General features: G+C 37.4%; 21 protein-coding genes and 1 tRNA gene. 15 read left to right on the top strand and 7 right to left on the bottom strand.

All coding sequences use genetic code 11. The features are described from left to right. Window positions 1–4: 4 nt before the first annotated feature. The 3 genes from PEDSA_RS10045 to PEDSA_RS19580 all read right to left on the bottom strand — a co-directional run bounded on the left by PEDSA_RS10045 (window position 5) and on the right by PEDSA_RS19580 (window position 3,045). On the bottom strand, window positions 5–1,720 hold the full coding sequence (locus PEDSA_RS10045; protein ID WP_013633049.1) for a M23 family metallopeptidase: 1,716 nt from the start codon (window positions 1,718–1,720) through the stop codon (window positions 5–7). An 8-nt stretch (window positions 1,721–1,728) separates the two neighbouring features. Further along, window positions 1,729–2,340: a fumarylacetoacetate hydrolase family protein gene (locus PEDSA_RS10040; protein WP_013633048.1), complete on the bottom strand. Its 612-nt coding sequence runs from the start codon at window positions 2,338–2,340 to the stop codon at window positions 1,729–1,731. 153 nt (window positions 2,341–2,493) lie between these two features. Next, window positions 2,494–3,045 carry a T9SS type A sorting domain-containing protein gene (locus tag PEDSA_RS19580; protein ID WP_052305785.1) on the bottom strand — a complete coding sequence of 184 codons (552 nt, stop codon included), beginning with the start codon at window positions 3,043–3,045 and terminating at the stop codon, window positions 2,494–2,496. A 181-nt stretch (window positions 3,046–3,226) separates the two neighbouring features. Between PEDSA_RS19580 and PEDSA_RS10030 the strand changes: the two genes are divergently transcribed. From PEDSA_RS10030 to PEDSA_RS09965, 14 genes are all read left to right on the top strand, one after another. Then, on the top strand, window positions 3,227–5,167 hold the full coding sequence (locus tag PEDSA_RS10030; protein ID WP_013633047.1) for a KUP/HAK/KT family potassium transporter: 1,941 nt from the start codon (window positions 3,227–3,229) through the stop codon (window positions 5,165–5,167). 133 nt (window positions 5,168–5,300) lie between these two features. Then, window positions 5,301–6,251 (top strand): sulfite exporter TauE/SafE family protein, encoded by a 951-nt coding sequence (locus tag PEDSA_RS10025; protein ID WP_013633046.1) that lies wholly within the window; start codon window positions 5,301–5,303, stop codon window positions 6,249–6,251. A 162-nt stretch (window positions 6,252–6,413) separates the two neighbouring features. Next, the gene (locus PEDSA_RS10020; RefSeq protein ID WP_013633045.1) at window positions 6,414–9,518 is read left to right on the top strand and encodes a SusC/RagA family TonB-linked outer membrane protein; all 3,105 of its coding nucleotides are present in this window, start codon (window positions 6,414–6,416) and stop codon (window positions 9,516–9,518) included. An 8-nt stretch (window positions 9,519–9,526) separates the two neighbouring features. Continuing rightward, entirely contained in the window at window positions 9,527–10,858 is a 1,332-nt protein-coding gene (locus tag PEDSA_RS10015; RefSeq protein WP_013633044.1) for a RagB/SusD family nutrient uptake outer membrane protein, read from the top strand. Between the two features lie 12 nt (window positions 10,859–10,870). Continuing rightward, window positions 10,871–11,779, top strand: a complete 909-nt coding sequence (locus tag PEDSA_RS10010; RefSeq protein ID WP_013633043.1) for a cyanophycinase — start codon at window positions 10,871–10,873, stop codon at window positions 11,777–11,779. Between the two features lie 6 nt (window positions 11,780–11,785). Next, a complete protein-coding gene (locus PEDSA_RS10005) occupies window positions 11,786–12,685 on the top strand; it encodes a cyanophycinase (protein WP_013633042.1) in 900 nt (299 codons plus the stop codon). Between the two features lie 68 nt (window positions 12,686–12,753). Next, window positions 12,754–14,094 carry a hypothetical protein gene (locus tag PEDSA_RS10000; protein WP_013633041.1) on the top strand — a complete coding sequence of 447 codons (1,341 nt, stop codon included), beginning with the start codon at window positions 12,754–12,756 and terminating at the stop codon, window positions 14,092–14,094. A 19-nt stretch (window positions 14,095–14,113) separates the two neighbouring features. Then, on the top strand, window positions 14,114–15,649 hold the full coding sequence (locus PEDSA_RS09995) for a hypothetical protein (RefSeq protein ID WP_013633040.1): 1,536 nt from the start codon (window positions 14,114–14,116) through the stop codon (window positions 15,647–15,649). Between the two features lie 29 nt (window positions 15,650–15,678). Next, on the top strand, window positions 15,679–17,118 hold the full coding sequence (locus PEDSA_RS09990) for a phytoene desaturase family protein (RefSeq protein ID WP_013633039.1): 1,440 nt from the start codon (window positions 15,679–15,681) through the stop codon (window positions 17,116–17,118). A gap of 4 nt (window positions 17,119–17,122) precedes the next feature. After that, complete coding sequence (locus tag PEDSA_RS09985; protein ID WP_013633038.1) at window positions 17,123–18,037, top strand: TIGR01777 family oxidoreductase; 915 nt, start codon at window positions 17,123–17,125, stop codon at window positions 18,035–18,037. A gap of 8 nt (window positions 18,038–18,045) precedes the next feature. Further along, complete coding sequence (locus PEDSA_RS09980; RefSeq protein WP_013633037.1) at window positions 18,046–19,299, top strand: YeiH family protein; 1,254 nt, start codon at window positions 18,046–18,048, stop codon at window positions 19,297–19,299. Window positions 19,300–19,311: 12 nt separating this feature from the next. Beyond that, a tRNA-Cys gene (locus tag PEDSA_RS09975) sits at window positions 19,312–19,382 on the top strand. Window positions 19,383–19,515: 133 nt separating this feature from the next. Continuing rightward, window positions 19,516–20,184, top strand: coding sequence for an MgtC/SapB family protein (locus PEDSA_RS09970; RefSeq protein WP_013633036.1), 669 nt, complete (start codon window positions 19,516–19,518; stop codon window positions 20,182–20,184). A gap of 199 nt (window positions 20,185–20,383) precedes the next feature. Beyond that, window positions 20,384–20,671: a hypothetical protein gene (locus PEDSA_RS09965; protein ID WP_013633035.1), complete on the top strand. Its 288-nt coding sequence runs from the start codon at window positions 20,384–20,386 to the stop codon at window positions 20,669–20,671. A gap of 268 nt (window positions 20,672–20,939) precedes the next feature. Here PEDSA_RS09965 and smpB read toward each other — a convergent pair whose 3' ends face one another. Continuing rightward, window positions 20,940–21,398, bottom strand: a complete 459-nt coding sequence (smpB, locus tag PEDSA_RS09955) for an SsrA-binding protein SmpB (RefSeq protein WP_013633033.1) — start codon at window positions 21,396–21,398, stop codon at window positions 20,940–20,942. A gap of 106 nt (window positions 21,399–21,504) precedes the next feature. On the opposite strand from smpB, the gene PEDSA_RS09950 reads away from it, so the two are divergent. After that, entirely contained in the window at window positions 21,505–22,461 is a 957-nt protein-coding gene (locus PEDSA_RS09950; protein ID WP_013633032.1) for a helix-turn-helix transcriptional regulator, read from the top strand. Window positions 22,462–22,654: 193 nt separating this feature from the next. Here the strand turns inward: PEDSA_RS09950 and PEDSA_RS09945 are convergent, their stop codons facing one another. The 3 genes from PEDSA_RS09945 to PEDSA_RS09935 form a co-directional block, all read right to left on the bottom strand. Further along, complete coding sequence (locus PEDSA_RS09945; RefSeq protein WP_013633031.1) at window positions 22,655–23,821, bottom strand: chromate transporter; 1,167 nt, start codon at window positions 23,819–23,821, stop codon at window positions 22,655–22,657. A 2-nt stretch (window positions 23,822–23,823) separates the two neighbouring features. Further along, window positions 23,824–24,336 (bottom strand): hypothetical protein, encoded by a 513-nt coding sequence (locus tag PEDSA_RS09940; RefSeq protein WP_013633030.1) that lies wholly within the window; start codon window positions 24,334–24,336, stop codon window positions 23,824–23,826. A 79-nt stretch (window positions 24,337–24,415) separates the two neighbouring features. Further along, window positions 24,416–25,255, bottom strand: coding sequence for a chromate resistance protein ChrB domain-containing protein (locus PEDSA_RS09935; RefSeq protein ID WP_013633029.1), 840 nt, complete (start codon window positions 25,253–25,255; stop codon window positions 24,416–24,418). Window positions 25,256–25,383: the final 128 nt, after the last annotated feature.

The raw sequence follows: 25,383 nt of genomic DNA, 5'->3' as shown, positions 1-25,383 counted from the left end.
GTATTTATTTTATAAAATTATATTCAACGGTATTAATATTGTTTTTTAAGTCTGATACTATCACTTTAAAAGTGTGTTTCCCCGCTTTCAAATCTCTTTCAAAAGTATGCCATATTGTTGCAGTTCTGGGCTCGTATTCCATTAAAACCCATTCGTCATCAATATAGCCATTAAAAGACTTAATTCCCGATAAATTGTCTGATATTCTAAAGGAAACCCGGTTTATATTAGATAAGTTTGAGCCATTTGTAATATTTATTGGAGCAATTTTAGGGGCGATTGTATCCGCTTTTAAAGAGAACTTATCAAATGTTCTTGGGAACGCTTTTATATATCCGTTAAGGTATTCACCTCCTTGCGAGGCTCCTGTACCATTTACAACAACTATTTTGTCTTTTAGATTTAGATACTGCGGATTTAATTTTATTTGCAGCTCAAAGCCAAAATGGATAGGTGTAAGTTTGTTGTGTATCTGGTGTAGATTAGATAGCGCATTTCCCGCTGTTGGCGTTTTAGAATAATCAAAATCTAAATCATCATATAATATTCCCTTCGGGAAAATCGCTATAATTTCGTCGTTTTCGAATTTATTGTCCTTCAAGTAGTTGAAAAACTTACCTTTTATGGGCGATTTATCCGGAATAATATTGGAACCCGATTTAATATTAAATTTTAATATAGATTCATTTCCACTGTAATCTTTCAGTATATACTGCACTTCATGAATGTTCTGGTCTTTTAATTCAATGGTACCATAGTCAATCATGTTTTTATAGAACGATGTCTTGGCTCCGGGTAAAGCAAATCCTTTTTCAATTACTCTACCCAGGCTCAGTTTAGCAGGATAGTCGATATAAGCATTTACAGATCTTGTATGGTCAAAGTAAAACTGGTCTATAACAGTTTCATAAATGTTTACACCGTCAAGTAAAATACGAGTGCTAAAGAGGCCATTTTTATTGGGATTACCGCTAAACAGATCAAATGCACTGATCCCAAATGCAAATCTACCTGTTACAGTCAAGGGCGAAGCCTGTACAAGTTTATAACTGCCATTTCCGCCTGTGATAGCTATCTGTCGTTTTTTCGTTTTTTCACTGAAGGGATCATCATTTAAGGTGTACAAGTAGAGGCCAGTTATGGTGGGCTTGATGGTATCTTCTACCTTTATTCCAAACAATAAAGGGTTAATGGTTTGTTCCGTTTTTGTATTCCTGATTTCAAAGTGAAGGTGTGGCCCTCCAGAGCTACCTGAGTTTCCGGAATATGCTATAAGCTCACCTTTTTTAACAGGAATTTCTATCGGCGTTAAAGGATAATCTACAGCAAATGATTTTGACTTATATTGCTGATTTTTCAGAAACAGAGCAATTTTAGGATTGAAGCGTTGCAAGTGGGCATAAACACTCGTTGTCCCATTCGGGTGATCTATATACAAGGCGTAGCCAAAACCGCCAATCTGTATTCTTACTCTGGAAATATAGCCATCTGCAACCGCATAAACGGGAAGTCCCTCGCGTTGATTTGTTTTGATATCCAGACCGGAATGAAAATGATTGGCCCTGATTTCTCCAAAAGAACCTGCGAGATTCAGTTTAATATCCAACGGGTGGACATAATAGTTTTTAGGGATACTGTTGATATCCAATTCCTGCGCTAACAGGGTCGATTTGAGAATAAGAAAAAAGACAATTAAAAGTAGCAAAGGAAGTTTTCTCATAGATAATATTATTTGACCTCAAAATTCAAAAATTCATTGTTTTCTATATACCCCACAAGTTTATCGCCAATATTTACTTTGCCAACTCCAGCGGGAGTTCCGGTAAAAATCAGATCACCTTTTTTTAGAGTGATATATTGAGAGACAAATGATATAATTTCGTCAAAGCTGAACAACATGTTTTTAGTATTTCCTTGTTGTTTTTTCTCTCCGTTTATTGTTAAAGAGAAGTTAATATTATTTAAATCTTTAAAATTAGAAATCGGCACAAACTCACTTACAGGAGCAGAGTTGTCAAAACCTTTAGCTAACTCCCATGGCAAACCTTTAGACTTTAGTTCGGCCTGTAAATCTCTTGCAGTAAAATCAATTCCCAACCCGATCTCTTCATAATATTTGCCGGCGAATTTTGGAGCGATGTGTTTTCCTTCTTTAGAAACTTTTAATACCAGTTCTACTTCGTAATGTACATCATTGGAAAAATCCGGAATATAAAACGGACGATTATTCTTAGAGACAGCGGTATCGGGCTTTAAGAAGATGACAGGTTTTTCTGGTACAGGATTATTGAGTTCTCTTGCGTGTTCGCCATAATTTCTACCAATTGCTATTACTTTCATTTTTTCTTAGTTGATTTTAAAGTTTATTGATTCATTAGCTAGATTCGTCAATATGGGTTTTAAATATTAATAATTCTAAAAAGTGCCAACGTATCAAAATAAAAAGCCTTACTATCAAAAACAGTAAGGCCTTACAAATATTTTAAATATATCTTATAAAACAGATATTCTTTTGATAATAGATTCTGTACCGGTTACAATTCTAACAAAATAAAGGCCGCTGTTCAGTTTAGTAGTCAGGTTAAATGTGTTTATCTGATCGCCAGCACTTACTTTTTGTGAAAGTAAAGTAGCTACTTCATTCCCCAGAACATCCAGTATTTTTATAGTTACCATGTTCTCTTTAGCAAGCGTATAGCTTAAATTAATCTGAGTAGAAACCGGATTAGGATAAATTTTTACATTATCAATTGGTTTCTGATTTTGGTTATCCAGGCTAACGTTGGTCTTTGATGCAGATGGAGTAGTACTTTTGTTTGTTGAAAAAGGGGATGTTTTAACAGCAGACATTTTAAGCATGAATGATTCGAAATCCTTATTGATGATTTTCATGTCAAACTTTGGCCTGTTAGGTCTACTATCCTTTAAATAAACAGTTTTCGTTGAATCTTTAAGTATAGGAGCAATAGAAAAAGCATTCTCGCTTGTTACATTTAGTAACAATAAAGCCATGCCGAATAAACCTTTTAGATAGTTGTTTCTCATAATTACTCTAAATACAAAAATATAAATAATATCCTAAGAAAATGAAAACAATTGTGCATTAAATATACTTTTTAACAAATATTAACGTTGCTTGTTCTGGCCATGTCTATACCCAAACACCAAATCTATTGCTTGATTATTTGTCAAGTTACTTTACATTTGCATTCTTTAAACAGAAATTGTGTCTAAACATCAAGATTTAAGTAAATTAACGGCTGCTGGCGTACTCATCAGTCTAGGGATTGTTTACGGAGACATAGGAACTTCTCCTCTGTATACTTTTAAAGCAATTATTGGAGATAGGCTAATCTCCGATACACTCATTTTAGGAGGTGTAAGCTGTGTTTTCTGGACGCTGACCTTACAAACTACTATTAAATATCTGCTAATTACCCTGCGAGCGGACAACAAAGGTGAGGGAGGAATTTTTTCTCTTTATTCTTTGGTAAAAAGAAAGGCAAAATGGTTAGTTATTCCTGCAATTATAGGCGGTTGTGCCCTTTTAGCCGACGGAATTATTGCCCCACCAATTACTATTTCGGCCGCTGTGGAAGGTTTGGAAATTTATTATCCGGATATGCAGACCTTGCCAATAGTTTTATCGTTGATAACCTTGCTCTTTATCATTCAGCAATTTGGAACTTCTACGGTAGGGAAGGCTTTTGGACCAATAATGTTTGCCTGGTTTACCATGATGGGGGTGGTGGGCATAATGCAGGTTGTAAATAATCCGGCTATTATAAAAGCATTAAATCCTTATTACGCTTATAAGTTATTAATAGATAGCCCTTCCGTATTAACTATATTGGCAGCCGTTTTTCTTTGTACAACTGGTGCCGAGGCGTTATATTCCGATTTGGGACACTGCGGACGCTCAAATATCCGAGTAAGCTGGATTTATGTGAAAATATGTCTGGTATTGAATTATCTTGGACAGGGAGTTTATCTTACAGGCTTAGATAATACATTATTAGACGGACGTAATCCGTTTTTTAGAATGATGCCCGAATCATTTCTTATGATAGGTATTTCATTGGCTACCGTGGCAGCGATTATAGCAAGCCAGGCAGTTATTTCTGGGTCATATACCATGATTTCAGAAGCGGTAAGATTAAATCTGTGGCCGAAAGTTAAAATCAATTATCCAACCAACCAAAAGGGACAGTTATATGTGCCTAGTATAAATTGGCTACTTTGGGTAGGTTGTATTATGGTTGTGCTGTATTTTAAAAGATCAGAGAATATGGAGGCCGCTTATGGTTTGTCCATTACATTAGCTATGATGATGACGACCATATTGATTTGTATATACATGGCAAAGAAGAAAATACCGGTATATCTTATTGTCATATTTGCGGTTGTTTATGGTTTATTAGAGGGTGTATTTTTCTTAGGTAATCTGACCAAATTCTTGCATGGTGGTTGGTTTACCATTATGATAGGGCTCTTTATGTTTTCGGTCATGTGGACATGGTACACATCCAGAAAGATTAAGAACAGATACCTGCGTTTTGATGATGTGAAAAAATACTTTAATGTAATTAGCGATCTTAGCCAAGACGAAACGGTTCCTAAATATGCTTCACAGCTGGTTTATTTAACAAGTGCAAACTTTACGAATGAAATAGAAACAAAAGTTATCTATTCTATTCTGCAGAAGAAACCAAAAAGGGCCGATGTCTATTGGCTGGTGCATGTGGATGTTGTAGACGAACCTCATACAACAGAATATAAGATTACGCATCTGATAGATGGAAAATTAATCAGGATAGACTTTAAATTAGGATTCCGGGTAGATCAGAAAATCAGTCTGTTATTTAGAAAAGTGGTAGAAGACCTGGTGGAAACCGGAGAAGTTAATATTAAAAGCAGACATCCGTCTTTGAAGAAATACGATATAACAGGCGACTTTAAGTTTGTTGTACTTGAGAAAATACTTTCGAGAGCGAATAACTTATCATTTATAGAGCGTATTATAATGGATTATTACTTCTACTTAAAGAAAGTAAGTTTATCAGAGGAAAAAGGCTTTGGATTAGATTTAAGTTTTGTTACCCTGGAAAAAGTTCCACTCGTTATAGAAACCAATACAGACGATGGCGAGCTGAAGAGAATAGAATAAAAAGAGGCAGAATTTATTCTGCCTCTTTTTATTTATAATAAACTACTAATTCTATAGATTTTATTTTGTTTTATAGAATCATATTCTTAATATTGTCGAGTGATTTGGTAGATTATGTAAATAGAATTTGAAAATGTTAGTAAAAGATCAAGAACAAACAATTAACTCGGAAATCGAGAACGAGAAGATTCAGTATGAAAAATCTAAGAAGAAATGGCGGAAAGTAGCAACATGGAGTCTAGTACTTTTAGCAGGTCTTTTTTTTAGTGTATATGCGTATCATAATTTTACCTATCCGGAAGTAGAATCCTATTTCAGAAATCAATTTAACGAACAATTTCTTTTTATGCTGGCTGTTGGCTTCTTTGCACAAATGGTCGACGGAGCATTGGGAATGGGTTATGGTGTAATTTCGACTACCATGTTGCTATCAGGTGGTTTTAGTCCCGCCGTAATATCCGGAAGTATTCACACTGCCGAGATGTTTTCAAGTGGTGCATCAGGATTCAGTCACTATAAATTCGGAAACGTTAATAGAAAACTTTTTAAAACATTATTAATTCCTGGAGTAATTGGGGCTGTGCTGGGTGCACTTCTGCTAGGTTATGTAGATGAGGCCTATGCGGGTTATATCCGTCCAATTATTTCTGTGTATACTTTTATTTTAGGTATCCGGATTTTGTCTCAAGCATTCAAAAAAGCAAATTCGAAGCCCAAAAAGGTCAAAAGAGCTGGTTGGTTAGCTGGAGCAGGCGGTTTTCTTGATTCTTTCGGAGGAGGGGGATGGGGACCGCTTGTAACCAGTACCTTAATTTCTAAAGGAAGAAGCCCACGCTATGTTATCGGATCGGTAAGTTTAACAGAGTTTTTTGTAACCATGGCAAGTGCTTTAACATTCTTTGTTATCCTTGGAACAAGTCACCTTGAATCTATTATCGGTTTAATATTAGGAGGGCTTTTAGCGGCTCCTCTTGCCGCAAAATTAGTTGGAAAACTACCTTTGAAAAAAATGTTGATTGGGGTTGGGGTCATTGTTCTTATTTCCAGCTTAAGGACAATTTTGAAATCATTAGGCGTATTTTAAAATTAAATGAAAAAGGAGGAAACTACTATGTATTGCTGAGTACAGGATAATAATAAAAAAGGGAAACACATATAGCATTTCCCTCGAATCTTTTAATTAACCAAACAGGTGATCAATTGGCGTTGGACCTGTTTAATTACTAAAAATTAGAAATATAAAAATATGCAAAATTTTGCAAAAGCAAAATGGTATTCTACTATTTTGACTTTTAGAAAGCAATTTAAACTTTTGCTTTTTATCATTTTACTGCTTCATACCTTAAGTCCATTCGCACAGGAGCAGAAAAAACCACTTATTAATTCTACCCTTAAAGGAAAGGTGATCGATGCTCTAACTAAAGAGCCATTGCCTGGCGCATTGGTGCAGATAGAAGGCGTAACTAATCAAACTCAAGCCGATGAAAACGGGGAATTTAGTCTGGTAACAGGTCAATCTTTTCCTTACAACTTAATCGTAAGCTATATAGGTTATGAGAAAACCAAAATTTTAGCCACAGGTTCCCCTATTACTGTCCAGCTGAAAGTTGCCATTAATGAGTTAAATAATGTTGTGGTAGTAGGATATACTCAATTAAGAAAAAATAATCAGACCAGTTCCATTACTACTGTTGCCGCTCAGGATCTTTCTAAAGCATCCTATCCTAGCTTAACTGAAAAACTGCAAGGCCAAGTTCCAGGTTTGACCATTGCCAGTAATTCTGGTGTTCCGGGTACTTCGGTATTGGTTAGATTAAGAGGGGCTACGTCTATAACCGCTGGAAATGATCCGTTATATGTAATTGATGGAGTTTTCGTAAATAACGAAAGTCTGCAAGGTTTATCCAGAGGTTTAGGCGGACAGACACCGAATCCTTTAGCAGATTTAAATCCGGAAGATATAGAAACGGTATCTGTGCTAAAAGATGCCAACGCAACCGCAGTTTATGGTGCCAGAGGAGCTAATGGAGTTATATTGATTACGACAAAAAGAGGGAGCAAGAATTCTAAGACCAAAGTGAATTTTTCTGCTGATTATGGCATTGGAAAAGCAACCAATTTATGGCAATTGGTAACTGGAAAAGAACACGGTGAGTTGGTGAATTTAGTCCATCTGAATGATGGTAAATCTTACGAAACCAGACCATTTAGGCCAGTTACCGAAGTGATAGCGGGGTTCCCTGCTTATGGAAACCCAGAAGACTTGCAAACTTACGACCGTGTGGGCGATGTTTTCAGAATTGCTAATTCTCAGCGTTATAACTTATCTTTATCTGGAGGCGATAAGAAAACTAATTTCTACTTAGGTGGCGAATACCTGTATCAAGAGTCCACTTTAAAACTGCAAGACTTTGGCAGGTATTCTTTCCGTGTGAATTTAGACCATAATATCAATGACAAAGTAAAGATAGGTACAAGCAACAATATCTCTAGTTCGCCCAGAAGGTTGGTGAGAGTAGGAGATGGTCCTGCAGGCTTGTTCCAGGCAGCATTGCATACGCCTACATTTTATCCTTACTATAATGCAGACGGCAGCTATTCTAAACCAACGGTTTTTGACAATCACTTGGCTATCTTGGAAAATTCGGACACGCATTCCAATAGCTTACGAAGCGTTAATAACATCTATGCTACTTTCAATTTCCTCCCTAATCTGAGTTTCAAGACCTCTTTAAACAATGATTATAATAATTACCACGAAAAGGCATATTACAATACTAATTTAGTGTACGGACAACCTGCGGGAGAGGCAAATGATGTGATTACGACCAGACAGACCTTAATTGCAGAGCAATTGCTGAACTTTTCTCTGTTGAAAGACAAGCACAGCTATTCGGCATTTTTAGGAAACTCTGTACAATACACCAGCAATGAAAGAGAAAGCTTGACAGGTACTGGTTTTTCTAGCAATCAATTAAAACGAATTGCTTCTGCTGCCGTACAAACGGCATCTTCTTCTGGATCTGAATATGGATTGGTTTCTTTCTTTGGAGGTATAAATTATGCTTATGACAATAGGTATATTGTTGATATTAATGGAAGATATGATGGATCTTCAAGATTTGGTTCCAATAACAGATGGGGATTTTTTCCCTCTATCGGTTTGGGTTGGAACATCAGTAACGAATCTTTTTTCCCTCAAACAGAAACAATCAGCAATTTAAGGCTGAAAACCAGTTTAGGCTTGGTAGGTAACCAAGACATAGATGATTTTGCTTCTAGAGGTTTGTGGAGTGGAGGAAGTGCCTATTTGGAAAGCCCGGGATTGGCACCAAGCAGGTTAGGAAACAAAGATCTGAAATGGGAAACTACACGTCAGTTTGATTTGGGGTTAGCTGCAGGTTTCTTCGATAATCGATTGACTGCCGAATTCGATTACTATAATAAATACACCAAAGATCTTCTTTTGGAAGTTCCTGTGGCGTCTAAAGCAGGTTTTTCTTCTGTGTACAAAAATATAGGTGAGATCAGCAATAAAGGTGTAGAACTGTTGTTGAGCTCTAAGAATATCCAAACTAAAGATTTTAGATGGAATTCCATTTTTACAATTTCCCATAATAAAAACAGGATAGAGAAATTGCCATCGCCAATAACCGGAAGCTATGGAATGTTCCGCTTGGAACAAGGTTATTCCCTTTACTCGGTATGGGTATTCAATCATTTAGGGGTTGATCCGCAAACTGGAAATGTCATCTTCGAGGATGTAAACGGAGACGGAAAAATTATAGGAGATGACGATAGGAAAATTGTAGGGAATGCATGGCCAAATTTCGAAGGTATGTTTAAGAACACCTTTTCTTATAAGGGAGTCGATCTTAATGTAAATTTGGTTTATAAGTCTGGAAATAATTTATTCAACTATACAGCCTTGTTTCTTGAGTCCGGAGGAACTAGAGGTGTGACCAGATCTATTCAAAAGAGTTCTCTGAACTATTGGAAGCAACCGGGAGATATTAATGTACTTCCTAGACCTACATCTATCCAAAATGCAGATGGAAGTAAAAATTACGAGGGGAATACGAGTAGATTTTTTGAAGATGCTTCTTTCATACGTTTAAGGGATATCACTCTGGGCTATACACTTCCGAAGAAATTTACATCATCTGTTGGACTTGCTTCGGCTAAATTATACGCTACGGGAAGTAACCTGATAACATTTACCAAATATTCCGGGCCAGACCCTGAAACAAATTCGGCAGCAGACAGCTCAAGTGGTTTGGTACAAGGTCTGGATTTCAACGGCGTACCACAGACAAAGGCAATTAATTTTGGAGTTAACATTACATTTTAACACTATTTATGAAAAGATATAATTTATTCATTTTAGGTTTCTTGTTCATTTTTACTGCCTGCAAAAATGTTCTGGAGACAGAACCGGAAACAAGTTTATCAGACGAAGGCGTTATCGTAGATAAAAGATCTGCTCAGGCAGCGCTTGTAGGAGTATACGATGGTTTGCAGGGAACGGCAAGTTCTACCATTATAGCGCATGATTTGGCAGGAGACAATGTTGTGAATTTCAACAGCCAAAACAATATAGTAGCTAATAAGAATTCCTCTGGTAGCGGTGGTGCCTTCTCAGGACTCTATGTAACCATTAATAGGGCAAATCATGTTATTACGAAAGTTCCTGCTTTAAGTGATGAGCTGATTAGCGTGGCAGACAAGAATCAGATTTTGGGCGAAGCTTATTTTCTTAGGGGATTGGCTTATTTCGATTTGGTGAAAACTTTTGGTGGGGTGCCTATTGTATTGGAGCCTTCCACCTCTCCGAATACACATTTTGGTATCAAAAGAAGTACTAAAGAACAAACTTACAATCAGGTTTTATTTGATTTAAACAAAGCAGAATCTCTTTTGCCCAATACAGTAGTTAGAAATAAAGTCAGTATTTTTTCGGTATACGCGCTTAAAGCGAGGTTGTACCTGTACACAGAACAATGGGGTTTGGCAGAAGAATACGCAACTAAGGTAATTGCCAATACCAATTTTTCTTTAGTAAAGCCATTCTCCAATTTCTTTAAAACTAAAAACACCTCAGAATCAATTTTTGAACTGAATTTCAGTCCATCAGACAAATCTTCTTTTTATACCAATTGGTTATCTCCTGCACAAGGAGGGAGACATGATTATATTCCAGAAAGATCTTTTGTTGGCGAACTACTAGATCCAAATCTTGGAGGTTCGAGAAAAAGCCTGCTTTTCCAAACTCCACAGGGCGTTTATGATTTGATTTTGTATGGAAACCAAGATGGAAGCAGCTCTATTTTTATCTTGAGAATTGCTGAACAGTACTTGATAAGAGCAGAAGCAAGGGTAAAGAAAACCGTTCCAGATTTTCTTGGTGCTGTTGAAGACCTCAATTTAATTAAAGGCAGGGCAGATGTGTCCCTACTAACCTTCTCTAACAGCTTGCAAAAAGATGATATTCTGTCAGCAATAGAGAAAGAAAGAAGATACGAGCTGGCTTTTGAAGGGCACCGATTTATAGACATCGTTCGTACAGGAAGGGCAGCAGCTGTTTTCGGTGCAGTAAATCCTAATTTGAAGGATCCGGATTTCTGGATTTTTCCTATTCCTTTTGCAGAGATCATCAAAGATCCAGAACTAGAACAAAATCATGGTTACTAATCACAATCAATTATGAGACGGAATATTTTAACACTATTGTTGGGTGTAATGGTACAAGTTGCGTTGGCCCAAACTCCAATTAAAATTAACGAGCAGTCCATTACCAGACACGGACCAGAAAAAGGCTCGCTTATTATTATTGGAGGTGGCGGAAGCACACCTGCAATATGGAAGCGATTTCTAGAACTTGCCGGTGGTAAAGAGAGAGCGAACATTGTGGTAATTACCGCGGCCGTAGGAGATTCTGCCGCTTATAATACTAGAACGGCAGAACGTATAAAGAAGGAGTTGGGAATAAGTAAAGTTTCTATTCTGCATACCAATAATTTGGCGGAAGCCAATAGCGAGAAATTTATTGAACCATTGAAAAATGCAACAGGTGTCTTCTTTGATGGTGGAAGACAATGGAGAATAGCAGACTCTTATCTGAATACACTTACACACCAGGCTTTCTGGGACGTACTGAATCGTGGTGGAGTGATTATAGGAAGTTCTGCCGGAGCAAGCATTCAAGGTTCTTTTCTATGGAGAGGAGATACAAAAGGGCCTCATATTTTAATAGGCGACCATACACAAGGATTGGGCTTTCTTAAAAATTCTGCAATAGATCAACATTTACTAAAACGCAACAGACAATTTGACCTTGTTGATTTTATCGAGAAATCGCCCGATTTAATTGGTATAGGTTTAGACGAAGCTACCTCGATAGTTGTACAACGAGATACATTGGAAGTTGTAGGTAAATCATATGCCGTAATTTACGACTATAATACAATAGTAAACAGCGATAATAAAGAAGCTCCTAATAAGTCTTCATCCCCGTTTATCTTTTTAAGCGAAGGTCAGAAATATGATCTTAAAAATAGATCGCTTATTCACGAAGGAAAAAAAAGGTCAAATCCCACTTTATCAAATAAATAAAAAGTCATGATAAAGAGCATACTATATATCACGTTATTAGTAACGGTATTAAAAGGGTTTTCACAAACCCCAATAAAAGTCAATACCAATTCTGAAACTCAACACGGACCGGAAAAAGGCTCGCTCATTATTATTGGCGGCAATGTTGGCGAAACCCCTGCTATATGGAACAAATTTATAGAGCTGGCAGGAGGGAAGGAAAAAGCCAATATTGTAGTTTTAACAGCTGCAGCAGGAGATTCGTTGGCACTTAGTCCTAAACATGCCGATGAAATTAAAAGAATCACAGGGGTTAAAAAGATTAGCATTTTACATACCACTAACTTGAGCGAAGCCAATAGTGAAAAATTTATCAAGCCTTTAAAACAAGCAACGGGTGTATATTTTATTGGCGGTAGGCAATGGAAAATAGCCGACTCTTATTTGAATACATTAACGCATCAGGCATTTTTTGATGTATTAAACAGAGGTGGTGTTATAGCTGGAAGTTCTGCCGGAGCAAGTATTCAGGGGTCTTTCTTATGGAGAGGAGATACGGCAGGTTCCGAGATATTGGTAGGAGACCACACGCAAGGTTTGGGATTTCTTAAAAACTCAGTTATAGATCAGCATCTTTTAAAGAGAAACAGGCAGTTTGATCTGATAGAAGCAATTAAAAACGCTCCAAAACTAATAGGTGTAGGTCTGGATGAAGCTACAGCTGTCGTAGTGCAGAAAGATACGTTAGAGGTTGTAGGGAAATCTTATGTAGCTATTTATGATTACAACAACATTATAGGTAATGGCGAAGGACACGTAGTAAATGGCAAAGAAGATTATACTGCCTCTTCGGGGCCTTTCTTCTTCCTCAGCGAAGGTCAGAAATACGATCTTAAGCATAGAACAGTAATCAAAACCAAAAAATAGAAGAATAAATTCCGTCTGTTCCCATAATGATACAGACGGAATTGGTACATCCATAAACAAAACAAAAAATGGCTAATCTACAATCTTCATCTTATGCCTCTTGGAAGGAATACGAAAAAGTGCTTTTCCGTTTCCTCTTTATCTATTTTATTTTGCAAGCGGTGCCTCTGGATTGGAAATATTATCAGCAGGTATTTTCTATTAACTGGCTAAATTTAGGCTTTGATGATATCTTTAACCTTAGCAAATATTCGCCACAATTTTTTCCAGAAAATCAAACCTTCGCTAACTGGGGGATTATAGCAGTTTTGGCATTAATTGGAACCGTTATTTGGTCTTTTTTCGACAAAGAAAAGAAAGAATACAACAATTTGTATTATTGGTTGCGTGTTATTCTCCGTTATCGTTTGGCTATAGGCGTAATAGGATACGGAATGATAAAATTGTTCCCTTTGCAATCTCCATATCCCTCACTAAGTAGCTTAAATACCAATTACGGCGATATCTCTGCCTGGAAAATCTTCTCATTAAGTTTAGGTATAGTACCTAATTATCAATCTTTTTTAGGCGGAGTAGAAGTTCTGACGGGATTGTTGCTATTCAATAGGAAGACTGCAAGCATTGGTGCATTTCTAATAATTGTTTTTACGGGCAATGTTTTCATTTCCAATTTGGCCTACGAAGGAGGTGAGTATGTGTACAGTTTCTATCTCATCGTTATTGCGTTGTTCATATTTCAATATGATGCCGTACGACTTTATAATCTGATCGGCTTGGAACGACCAACAGAACCCAACAGATTTAAACCACAGTTTTCATCCAAAAATAATAGCATCAGAATAGTTGTAAAGATGGTATTCCTATTCTTTTTTGTGTTTTTATATGGCTACAAAACGTATTCTTCCTATAAAAAAGGGAATTACCATTATCCAACCGCTATTGGTATCGCCGGAATTAGCGGATTGTATAATGTAAGCGAGTTTGAGTTAAACGGAGTAAAACATCCTTATTCAACAACAGATCCTATTAGGTGGAAAGATGTGGTCTTCGAAAAATGGAATACCATCAGTATCAGATCTAAAAGACCAGTTAAAATAGAATCGTCTATAACAGAAGAGATTATAATGGAAGATACTGATAGAAATTATGAGTTGTCTGGCTCTGGAGGTAGACATTATTATCGTTACGAAGTGGATAGCACTGTTAAAAAATTAACACTCTACAATAAAAACAAGCGTTACGCAGGAGAAGTGCTATCGCTATATTATACCAGATTGAACGATTCTACCCTTGTTCTGCAAGGCCTAAATGAAACGCATGATTCCATAAAGGTCGTGCTTCAGAAAATCAATAAAAAATATTTGTTAAAAGAAGCAGAAATAGGTCGCAGAGGGAAGCTAGTACTTTAATCCTATAAAAATATGTTTTATGTCTACAATACCAACACACAATAACATTACTTCAGAAGAAGCATTCCAACCATGGAAAGGTTGGCAAATATTCTTGTTTAGGATAGCATTCATATTTTTCATTGTGATGTCTATTCCTTGGGATTTCAGATGGTATAAAAGTCTCTTTGCCATCAACTGGTTCAGTGTTCATTATAGAGATATCTATGATATAGCCAGATTCTCTCCAAGCTGGGGGCTGGCACCAAAGGGAATACTTTACGGTTACGGCGAATGGATTGCCTTTTTTCTGGTTGCTACCCTGGGAGCCATTGTATGGTCTGTTTTTGATAGAAAGCGAAAAGAATACAACATACTCTATTATTGGTTAAGGGTAATTGTAAGGTATCGGGCAGGAATAGGAATAATTGGTTTCGGTTTCACTAAATTATTGCCTGTTCAAATGCCTTATCCATCACTAGGACTTTTAAATACAGATTTTGGAGATTTTACAGCACAAAAAATCTATTGGTTATCTATCGGGATTGTTCCGTGGTACCAAATATTTGCAGGTATTGTAGAGGTTGCTGCCGGTGCACTTTTATTCTTCAGAAGGACAACTACTTTGGGCGCAGTGCTATTATTCGGTGCATTGGGATCTATTGTTTTTGTGAATTTCTCTTACGATGGTGGAGTACACGTTTACAGTTCTTACTTTGTACTTTATGCAGCTTTTTTAATTATATACGATATTCCCAAGCTGTATAACTTACTTATTCTGGAGAAATTTACGGTACCGGTACATTATTATCCTTCCTTTTCTCAGAAATGGCTTCAGTACACCAGAATTGGCCTGAAATCCTTGTCTATATTTATCTTTTTAGTATTATTGGCCTATGTGCAGCTTCTTAATTTTTTGTATGATCCTTACAAGCAACCTGCTATGGCCGGTTTAAAACAATTGAGAGGAAATTATGATGTGGCAGAGTTCAAAATCAACAACGAAACAATACTTTATTCGCCGTTAGATACCGTAAGATGGCAACAGGCAACTTTCGAGAATTGGACAACTCTGACTTTTAAAGTAAACAAACCAATAGTCTTAGATCTTTCTAATGGAGGAGGTTCGCCGATGCGTGATATCAACAGGACTTTTGAATTGACTGGTACAGGCGGAGGACAAAGGGTGTTCTACTATGAAGCAGACACCGTGAACCATGTATTACATCTACAAGATAAAAATACTGCATCTGCAAGATCAGACAGAAGAAACAGAGGAAAGTCCAAGAAATCAACTATAAATAAAAAAGACCCTAATTTCCTTACGGTAGAACAGGAATATAATGGTATTAACAAGATTGCATTAACTACCAGAAGGTTTAAAGGAATTAAGGAAGAAAGAGCAAAGGATGTGAAAAGAAAACGCATGACCTTGCATTATGAAACTACAGACGGTAATAAGGTGATATTACGTGGAGTTAATGAAACAAATGATTCTATTTATGTTGTTTTAAATAGGGTACAACGTAATTACGAACTCTCTAAAAGTAGTTTAAGTGCAGGAGCGTATAATTAGTCTTTTAGCTTATTACATAATCAAAAACAATGACAAACAGACAATATGATGCAGTGGTGGTGGGCTCTGGCCCAAATGGACTTTCGTCAGCGATAACCTTGCAAAAGGAAGGACTTTCGGTACTTTTAATAGAAGGGAAAGACACCATTGGAGGCGGTATGCGGACACAAGAGCTTACATTGCCGGGATTTAAGCATGATGTATGTTCTGCAATTCATCCTATGGCTATGGGTTCGCCGTTTTTTGCTACTTTGCCTTTGCAAGAATATGGTTTGGAGTTTATACAGGCACCTTTAGCTGCGGCACATCCTTTTGATGACGGGACGACTGCTTTTTTATCGAAATCTATAGAAGAAACGGCAACGTCTTTAGGTGTAGATAAAGCAATATATCTCAAGCTTATTCAGCCATTGGTGACACATTGGGAAGAAATAGCGAAGGACACTATGGGGCCGTTAAGTGTGCCATCTCATCCATTGTTATTAGCAAAGTTTGGATTAAATGCAATCAGATCTGCCGATACTATTGCAAAGAAATTTCAGACCCAGAAGGCGAAAGGATTATGGGGAGGAATGTCTGCCCACGCTATTCAGCCTTTAGATAATTGGGCATCTGCCGCTATTGGATTGATGTTGTCTGCCGTAGGCCATAAATATGGATGGCCAATTCCAAAAGGAGGTTCACAGTCTATAGCGAATGCATTGGGAGCCTATTTTACCGCTTTGGGAGGGGAGATTCAAACAGGGCAGATGATTGAACATTTAGGCGAGCTCCCTCCGCATAAAATCGTATTATTTGACCTTACACCTAGACAATTGCTTAAAATTGCAGGCGAAGAACTTTCGCCAATATATAAATGGCAGCTGGAAAAGTACCGTCATGGAATGGGCGTGTTTAAGGTGGATTGGGCATTGGATGGATCAGTTCCGTTCAAATCAGAAATTTGTAGCAAAGCTGCAACGGTGCATTTGGGAAACACCTATGCAGAAATAGCACATTCGGAAAGAACGGCTTCAGAAGGTCGCCATTCGCAAAAACCTTTTGTGCTACTTGCGCAGCAAAGCATGTTTGATGCTACCAGGGCTCCGGAAGGAAAACATACGGTTTGGGGATATTGCCATGTTCCAAACGGTTCTACGGTAGATATGACCGATGCTATCGAAAATCAGGTAGAACGTTTTGCACCGGGGTTCAAAGATCGTGTTCTTGCCAGGAATGTGATGAATACTGCGCAGATGGAAGCGTATAATCCGAATTATATAGGTGGGGATATTAACGGAGGAATTATTGATATTTCGCAATTATATACCCGGCCTGCCTTAAGGGTTTCACCATACAAAACATCTCATCAAAAGATTTATATCTGTTCTTCTTCCACGCCTCCGGGAGGTGGTGTACACGGAATGTGCGGTTACCATGCAGCTAAAACAGCTTTGTCTGATCATTTCGGAATCAAAATCAGTTTATAATATTATGGCAAAGGTCGTATTGGCGGGTGGTACCGGAAATTTAGGTGTTCTATTGAGTGAAGCCTTTCTAAATAGAGGAGATGAAGTTCTGATTTTGACGCGTCAAAGGAACGCTGAATCGAATAATGGTTTGCAATATGTGTTTTGGGATGGCGAAACGATAGGCACTTGGATAAAGCATATAGAAAGAGCCGATGTCATCATCAATCTTTCGGGGCAACGTATTGACAGGAGATTTACCGACGGGAATAAAGCCATTTTGGAAAAATCCAGATTGTTGCCTACGCAGATTATCGGAAGTGCTATTCAGCAATTGCAATATCCGCCAAAGTTGTGGATTAACTTTTCGGGAATTTCTATCTTTTCAGATGCACCAAGTGGCTTTCATGATGAGGATGGTCAAGAATATGGTACAGGTTTTTTGGCATATTTAACCCAGAAGTGGGAAAATGCCGTTCATGACATTATATTGCCTTCTACCCGGAAAGTTATTCTTCGCGTTAGTCCGGTACTTTTAAAAGATACAGGAATGTTCTCAGAACTTTATCTTTTGACAAAATGGGGTTTAGGAGGAAAGGTAGGAAATGGAAAGCAGTACATTAGTTGGATTCATGAACAGGATTTTATTGCTTTGGTCTTTTGGCTTATAGCTAAAGAACCTAAAGATGCCATTTATCATGCCTGTACGCCTTTTCCAGTAACAAACACAGCATTTATGGAACAGCTGCGCCAATCTGCGGGTGTTGGTTTGGGTATACCCATTCCAGCAATCTTTGCGAGGGTAGGAGCTTTAATAAAAGGTGTGGATGCTTCCTTACTTTTATCCAGTACACAAGCCACAACGAAAAAAACGATAGTAGAGGGATTTAAGTTTAAATATCCCTCTATTCAACAGGCTTTTAGCCAGCTTATTAAATAAATTTTATTATGTCATTAAAATCATTTTCCTTTTCAGAAGATTGGATTGCTGTTATTTTAGGTTTAGCCTTGGTGTTTTTAACTCTATTTGGGGTAAATGTACCGATGCCTAGCTTCAATTGGTCCAATTTAACAGAGTTGACAGATTCGGTATTATCAATGTCCAATCTAATGGCCATACTGGTACAATTTGTTGTATTGTACATAACGGCCATTGCCGGTGCTGCATTATTGGGCAAAAGTGTAAAGTTACTGTTAGTCGTTTTTCCTTCCATATATTTCTTGACGATTATAGCATTAGTTTTCGCAGGAAATGCGGTAGTAAAAGAATACAATCTGGAAGCGGTAATCTTTAGCTTAAGCATCGGTTTGCTGATTAGTAATTTCTTCAACTTGCCAGAATGGTTTAAATCGGCTTTAAGCACAGAACTTTATGTGAAGATAGGTCTAATCCTTTTGGGTACAACTGTAATTTTTAGGGATATCTTAAAGGCAGGTTCTTTGGGCTTAATCCAAGCATTGGTTGTTGTAGTATCCGTTTGGTACTTCGCTTTTTGGATCTGTAAAAAGCTGAAGATAGACAAAGAAATGTCATTGATGTTATCTAGTGCAGTATCTATTTGTGGAGTTTCGGCTGCAATTGCAACATCTGGTGCCATAAAAGGAGACAGTAAGAAATTGTCATACGTAATTTCTCTGGTTTTGATTACCGCTATTCCAATGATGATCTGTATGCCTTATATAGCTTCGTGGCTTGGGCTTTCTCAGCAAGTAACCGGAGCTTGGTTAGGTGGTTCTATTGATACCACGGGAGCTGTTGTAGCTTCTGGATCTTTGGTAGGAGATGAGGCTCTGAAAATCAGTACCATTGTGAAATTCTCACAGAATGTATTGTTGGGTATAGCTGCTTTCTTCATCAGTATCTATTGGACTTATTCCAAATCTGTAGACGAAGAAACCAAGAAAGAGAAACCTACTTTGAAGATTATCTGGGAGCGGTTTCCAAAATTTGTGGTCGGTTTTGTATTTGCATCTCTGTTATTTTCTTTTTTTGTTTCAAAAGATACCAATGATTTGGTTAAAGGTAGTTTAAAAAGCATTCAGGGACTTTGGTTTGCTTTGGCATTTACATCTATAGGTTTGGAAACCAATTTTAAAGATTTATTCAAGCAAGATAATAAAAAGCCGTTATATGCATTTTTAGTGGCACAGACTTTTAATATTATAGTTACACTGATTATAGCCTTGTTGCTTTTCGATTAGTCAGAAGCTAATAGCCGGGTGGTCGAGTGGTTAGGCCGAGATCTGCAAAATCTTTTACGATGGTTCGATTCCATCCCCGGCGTCTATCAAGAGGTGGCCTGATTTTCGCTCTGTTTATCTGCTACTAAATGGAAATTACGCAAACGTCTATGTTGACTTATGATAGTATGTTTTGCTGTTTTATTTTTTTGCATTGAATTAGAATATAAAAGAATCATGTTAAGTTGGGGGGAGATAACTATTCGCTTAGTACTTGCTGCTTCTTTGGGAGCGGCAGTTGGGTTAGAACGTGAAAGAAAAGACTGGGCAGCAGGTATGCGAACCCATATGATGGTTTGTGTGGGTGCTTCCTTAACCACGATGGTATCGGCTTTTGGTTTTTTTGATATTCTGGGAACAGCGCATGTAACATTAGACCCCTCCAGAATTGCAGCTCAAGTAATAAGTGGTATAGGTTTTATCGGAGCCGGTACAATTTTATTTCTCAAACAAGGTATAATAAAGGGGTTAACTACCGCTTCCGGTTTATGGACCGTGGCGGCAATAGGATTAGCATCTGGGAGCGGTATGTATTTTGCAGCCGCTATTACTACCGTTTTAGCAATTATTATTCTGTGGGTACTACAGCCTTTGGAAAAGAGGATATCTCATCTTTTCCATAAAAAAATATTAAGAGTATCATTGGATGCCGCGGTAGACCCAATAAAGTTTTTAGACAAAATCTGGAAAGCAGAAAAAATTAAACTCTCTAACTTTTCAATAGAAAAAAGTGATCATGAGCTAACTATCGAAATGAAGTTTAAGAATTTACATAGGGATTCGCTGGTTACCATCCTGAATGAAATACAGAAAGAATTTCAGATAAAAAAAATGTATTGGGAGTAATTGATTAAAAAGCACTTCTGCGGCCCGTTTTTCCTTTTTTGGCATCGTTATAGCTGATTATATAAGGTATTAAATTAAAACTAGGTTAATCGCAAAGCGGAGAAGAGAAATGTCCATGGTTCATAGTCGATGGTTGATAGTCCATAGTCAGATTTGCTAATGAACTAATGACACTTTGTGGTTTTTAAAATGAAAAATTATGGATAAGTTAAAGAAATTCGAGCTGATGGAGAAGATCACCAATGAGTTGGAAGATTTAAAAAATAGTCAGATAGCTGTACTGAACAAAATCACTAAAATAGAAGTTGATAATATAGAATTGGGTAATAAAAAACTGGAACAACGCTTGCCGGATATGCATCAGTATGCCGCAGACACTGTTGACAGTATTAAAGAAATCCTTGAAAACTTCGAAGAGATTAAAAATCAATATAGTGATAAAAACAATATTGATTCACTTAAAGAGCAGGAAGCACTAAAAAAATAAAGGTATTAAATGATCGCTTTATATTTCTCGGCTTGTAAAAGAAAAATGATAACTTTGGTAAGCGAATTTATTAGAGATGAAATATAGAAGTTTATTAGTTCTGACTTTGATGGTATTGGCCATCTTCATATGCTCATGTTCAGAAAGTAAGCAGCAACAAACAGCAGTAAAAAACGATAAAGTACAATCGAAGGCAACAGTTTCTAAAGAGTTAGCTAAAAAGCCTGCTTGTTGTCAAGCAAATATTCCTTCTCGTTTTTAAAAGAGCTTATTTTACCATACGGTCCATTTCTCTCTTGATATCACGTTCTTTAATAGATTCACGTTTATCAAAAGATTTTTTACCCTGCGCCAAGGCGATCTCCATTTTGGCAAATCCCCTTTCATTAATGAAAATTCGAAGTGGAATAATAGTTAACCCCTTATCCTCACCTTTTATTATCAGTTTTTTCAACTCCTTTTTGGTAAGCAGGAGTTTTCTGTCTCTTTTGGCCTCGTGATTATAAAAAGAACCATGTGAATATTCTGCAATATCCATATTTCTTACATACAGTTCGCCATTTATAAAAGCACAGAAAGAATCGCCAATGTTAGCTTTACTTTGTCGGATAGATTTTATTTCAGTTCCCAGCAGCTTAATACCAGCAACAAACTTCTCCAGAATGTTGTATTCAAAAGTTGCCTTTTTGTTTCTAATATTAATGTTATTTGTAATCTTGGCTGCCATAGGTTTGCAAATATCATAAAATTAAGCGAATCAAAGTAAATTTTGTGTCGAATTAGCTGGATTGCTGACATACTGTTGCCAAATCAAATTTTTATTTTTGCGAATTATGGATGATCTAAGCTTAAAAAAATTCGATCGGGTTGTATCTATATTAACAAGCCTCCAATCAAAAAGAACTGTTAAAGCGCAGGAACTGGCGGATAAATTCAATGTAAGTCTTAGGACAATCTATCGCGATATAAAAACACTGGAAGCTTCTGGTGTGCCACTTATTGGCGAAGCCGGAATCGGCTATTCTATAGTAGAAGGCTATCGTTTACCACCCATTATGTTTACAAAACAGGAGGCCAGCAGTTTTGTAACGGCAGAAAAGCTGATGGCTTCTTTTGCGGATAAAAACATCAGAGAATCTTTTCAGTCTGGTGTCGAGAAAGTCAAATCAGTATTAAAAAGTGCGGATAAAGATTGGCTACAGGCCATAGATAACCAGATAGCAATTTACCATCAGAAAAAGCTGTTCAATGAAACACTTCCACATGTTCTGGAAACTGTTTTGGAAAGTATAGCCTCAAAAAAACAAATCAACCTTTTCTATAAATCCTTTAATGAAGAATATACCAAAAGAATTATAGAGCCGGTTGGCGTCTTTAACGAATATAGTTATTGGTATATCTTGGGTTATTGTACTTTACGTGAAGACTACCGGAAATTTAGAACAGATAGGATAGAGGGATTGACATTGACAGATATAGCCTTTACCAAAGAACATGGAAGTATAGAAGAGCTGAGGAAAAGGGATTCCTCTGAAAATAAAAGATTGATAAGGATTCTGGTAGATAAGAGTGTGACTAAATACCTTACCGGAACAAAGAAATATTACGGATTTATAAAAGAGCAGACAAAGGACAATCTGGTAGAAATGGATTTTATGGCAGAGGAACAGTATGATGAATATTTTGTCCGTTGGCTTTTGATGTTTGCCGATTACGCGACTATAATAGAACCCGTTTCTTTAAAAGACAAAATAAGGGAAATGCTGAATAGAATAGTTGCGAGGCTTTAAATCGAAGAAGAAGTCCCCGGGATAACAACTTGATTAAGTTAGTTAGTTAGTTAGTTAGTTAGTTAGTTAGAATTGCTATTCCAATAACCCATTGCCATACAAAAACTGCTTCTGTTTTTATTTGCAATTTTTGTGATCCATAAACTTTGTATGGCAATGGGTTAATAGAAAGTGCAGATTTAATGTAATTATTTCATAAAATGTTTTTAATGATTATCCCTAAAATGGCTGCAAATGCGATGAGCTGCGGCTCTGTCACTTTTTTTACATAAATCAAAATCAAGCCACTGGCTAGTGCAATAAGTGCGGTAGGCACATCGACTATGGAACGAGTAGCAATAACAATAACTGATGCAACCAGTGCGCCAATTACGGCTGCTGTTATACCATCTACAAATGCTTTGATACTGGAATTCTTAGCAATCTTTTTGAAGTAAGGCGCTAAAATAACAGTAAATAAAAAACAAGGTAAAAAAGTAGCCAGGGCAGCAACGCCAGCGCCAGGAAAGCCATTTACGAGATAACCGATAAATCCAACCGTAATTACTACAGGTCCGGGTGTAACCATAGCTACAGCTACAGCATCAACAAATTGGTTTTCGTTTAGCCAGTGATGGTCATTAACCACACCGGCGTGAAGAAATGGTACAATTGCCAGGCCGCTACCAAATACAAAAGCACCTGCTTTTAGAAAAAACAGACCAATCTCCTCCAGCGTTTCTTTTGAGTAATTCCAAAATCCGGCACTGGTAAAAAAGAGCACCGGTAAGGTATTTGGTTTCTTTATCCAGGCCGGAGGTGCTTTTATAACCATATATAACAGTCCACAGCCTATAAAGAGCACTACCTCTTCCTGCTGTGTAATCACCGTAACCACTACAGCGATCAGGTAAAATATCCATAACAGCCAATTATCCTTGATATCAGCAAGGTTAACCTTTCCGACGGATTTTAAAGTTAATTTATAGGCGCTAATGCTAATTATGCCAATCACCGCTGCACCTACGCCATAGAATATCTCACGCATCCAGGGTAGCCCGCTATATAGTTGATAAACCACACCTAATGTTACTACCATGATAAAGGATGGCAATACAAAAGCCAGACCAGCAAGTGTGGCACCAAGCAGACCATAATGTACAAAGCCAATGTAAATGCCAAGCTGTGCAGCAAGTGGCCCGGGCGCAAGCTGTGCTAAAGCTACTCCTTCTTTGTATTCTTCTTCGGTTAACCATTGTTTTTCTTCTACCAAATCTCGGTGCATATAGCCGACTAAAGCTACCGGACCGCCAAAGCCCCATGTACCAAGCTTTAGGAAATAGAGTGTGATATCTTTTAATGTATATTTTTTATTTGTCATAATCAGAAGGCGATTCCAAATTGAAAACCTATGGTAAAAGAAGTTGGCTTATCGTTCCCGAAGCGAACGGGTAATGGCAAAGCAGCGAAGTAGCTGCAATTCTTATTTTTAATTAAGGTTTTGTTCAGTACTGGTGTCACGCCATAACGCCCGGATGTTTCAAAAGCGAGACGTCCCGCAAGGATGAAGCCGTCGCCCAACGCGACAAGGACACCGGGGTGAAAAGTGAAGTTGGCCATTTTGCTACTGCCATCTTGTGCGCGAACTGATGGTACGAACTCCGCAGAAAACCCAATTTTTTGACTTTTCCAAAGATTGATGCCGGTAGGCATTCCTACGACATAGTGACCATCAAAATTTGTGTCTGTAGTTGTACTACTGTAAGTAACAATCGGATGTAATATGCCGACATAACCAGTAATCTTTGGATAGTTTTGTATGGGCGTATTTTGTGCGTAACTATTGGTCACAGCCAAAAGCAGCATCAGGAATGATAAAAAACGGATATTTGTCATGAATTAAACTTGTATTTTGTGCAAGTTTATTCATGATTTTCATTGTAAAATAGTATGAATTTAACTACTGGTCTAATTTTTACTTTTTTACTGATTTTCGATAGACAGATGGACTTTGACCTGTGAATTTTTTAAAAATACGGTTGAAATGGCTTTGGTCAGAAAAACCACTAAGATAGCCGATTTCAGTCAAACTATGTCCGGTCTTTTCGATGAGTTCACAAGCCTTTTCAATTCGCAGTTTACGCATATAATCACCAAAGCTCAAATCGTCAAAGTATTTGGAGAACTCCCTGGACAAATATGCAGGATTGATTTCCAATTCTTCAGATGCCTGCTGTAAGCTCAGGGTCATGTTCGTGTCTAGCTGGTCTTGAATCAGTTCTTTTAAGGTTTTGGCCCATTCAGGTGTTTTTTTACCCTTTTCCTGTTTTAGGTACTGATGATAAACCTGTAATAACATTTGTTCTATCGGTCCGTCCTGCGAATGCTTCTTTTTAAATAGATGTGTTGCCCAACTGTAGAGTCCATCATATATCATCATCCCTATATCCAACAGTTTTTTGTCATCTTTGATATTGTGCGCTAATCCCGAAAAAATAGCTTCCAGTCCTGCAGCTTGCGGTGCAAAATCATGCCGATCAGTATCGGCGCCACGAACGATCGCAGCAATACGAAACAATGCAGGATCTTTTAATTGATGCTTTTTGATAATATAATCGAAAGTGCACTGATTATGATAATGTGTATATTCAACATTAGGCAAATCAAAAGGGATCGCGTCCAGCTTTTGTGCTTCTGTCAACACGTCTTTATACGGCACATAGATGATTTCCGCGTTCGGATCTACGAAACGTTTAATAAGCCACGGACAGGCAATACGGTCAATTTTAGGTCTATCGCGGGTAATCCATTTCATATGTTAAAACAATGTGTCTTTAACTATTCCAATAAAGTCAGTTCTATAATTACTTTTTTATCCGAATAAATAGTCGTAGAGATTTATATGGTAAACCTACTGAAAAACATCTGTTTTTATACTAAAAA

The organism is Pseudopedobacter saltans DSM 12145 (assembly GCF_000190735.1).
GTDB lineage: Bacteria > Bacteroidota > Bacteroidia > Sphingobacteriales > Sphingobacteriaceae > Pseudopedobacter > Pseudopedobacter saltans.
This window is presented reverse-complemented; position numbering and strand designations above follow the sequence as displayed.

Excerpts from the sequence above, each read along its gene's own strand:
- PEDSA_RS09950 (WP_013633032.1), top strand. The coding sequence starts at position 21,505 with ATGGATGATCTAAGCTTAAAAAAATTCGATCGGGTTGTATCTATATTA.
- PEDSA_RS10015 (WP_013633044.1), top strand. The coding sequence starts at position 9,527 with ATGAAAAGATATAATTTATTCATTTTAGGTTTCTTGTTCATTTTTACT.
- PEDSA_RS10025 (WP_013633046.1), top strand. The coding sequence starts at position 5,301 with ATGTTAGTAAAAGATCAAGAACAAACAATTAACTCGGAAATCGAGAAC.
- PEDSA_RS10000 (WP_013633041.1), top strand. The coding sequence starts at position 12,754 with ATGGCTAATCTACAATCTTCATCTTATGCCTCTTGGAAGGAATACGAA.
- PEDSA_RS09970 (WP_013633036.1), top strand. The coding sequence starts at position 19,516 with ATGTTAAGTTGGGGGGAGATAACTATTCGCTTAGTACTTGCTGCTTCT.
- PEDSA_RS09965 (WP_013633035.1), top strand. The coding sequence starts at position 20,384 with ATGGATAAGTTAAAGAAATTCGAGCTGATGGAGAAGATCACCAATGAG.
- PEDSA_RS09995 (WP_013633040.1), top strand. The coding sequence starts at position 14,114 with ATGTCTACAATACCAACACACAATAACATTACTTCAGAAGAAGCATTC.
- PEDSA_RS10020 (WP_013633045.1), top strand. The coding sequence starts at position 6,414 with ATGCAAAATTTTGCAAAAGCAAAATGGTATTCTACTATTTTGACTTTT.
- PEDSA_RS09945 (WP_013633031.1), bottom strand. The coding sequence starts at position 23,821 with ATGACAAATAAAAAATATACATTAAAAGATATCACACTCTATTTCCTA.
- PEDSA_RS10010 (WP_013633043.1), top strand. The coding sequence starts at position 10,871 with ATGAGACGGAATATTTTAACACTATTGTTGGGTGTAATGGTACAAGTT.
- PEDSA_RS10040 (WP_013633048.1), bottom strand. The coding sequence starts at position 2,340 with ATGAAAGTAATAGCAATTGGTAGAAATTATGGCGAACACGCAAGAGAA.
- smpB (WP_013633033.1), bottom strand. The coding sequence starts at position 21,398 with ATGGCAGCCAAGATTACAAATAACATTAATATTAGAAACAAAAAGGCA.
- PEDSA_RS09935 (WP_013633029.1), bottom strand. The coding sequence starts at position 25,255 with ATGAAATGGATTACCCGCGATAGACCTAAAATTGACCGTATTGCCTGT.
- PEDSA_RS10005 (WP_013633042.1), top strand. The coding sequence starts at position 11,786 with ATGATAAAGAGCATACTATATATCACGTTATTAGTAACGGTATTAAAA.
- PEDSA_RS09980 (WP_013633037.1), top strand. The coding sequence starts at position 18,046 with ATGTCATTAAAATCATTTTCCTTTTCAGAAGATTGGATTGCTGTTATT.
- PEDSA_RS10045 (WP_013633049.1), bottom strand. The coding sequence starts at position 1,720 with ATGAGAAAACTTCCTTTGCTACTTTTAATTGTCTTTTTTCTTATTCTC.
- PEDSA_RS09990 (WP_013633039.1), top strand. The coding sequence starts at position 15,679 with ATGACAAACAGACAATATGATGCAGTGGTGGTGGGCTCTGGCCCAAAT.
- PEDSA_RS09985 (WP_013633038.1), top strand. The coding sequence starts at position 17,123 with ATGGCAAAGGTCGTATTGGCGGGTGGTACCGGAAATTTAGGTGTTCTA.
- PEDSA_RS19580 (WP_052305785.1), bottom strand. The coding sequence starts at position 3,045 with ATGAGAAACAACTATCTAAAAGGTTTATTCGGCATGGCTTTATTGTTA.
- PEDSA_RS09940 (WP_013633030.1), bottom strand. The coding sequence starts at position 24,336 with ATGACAAATATCCGTTTTTTATCATTCCTGATGCTGCTTTTGGCTGTG.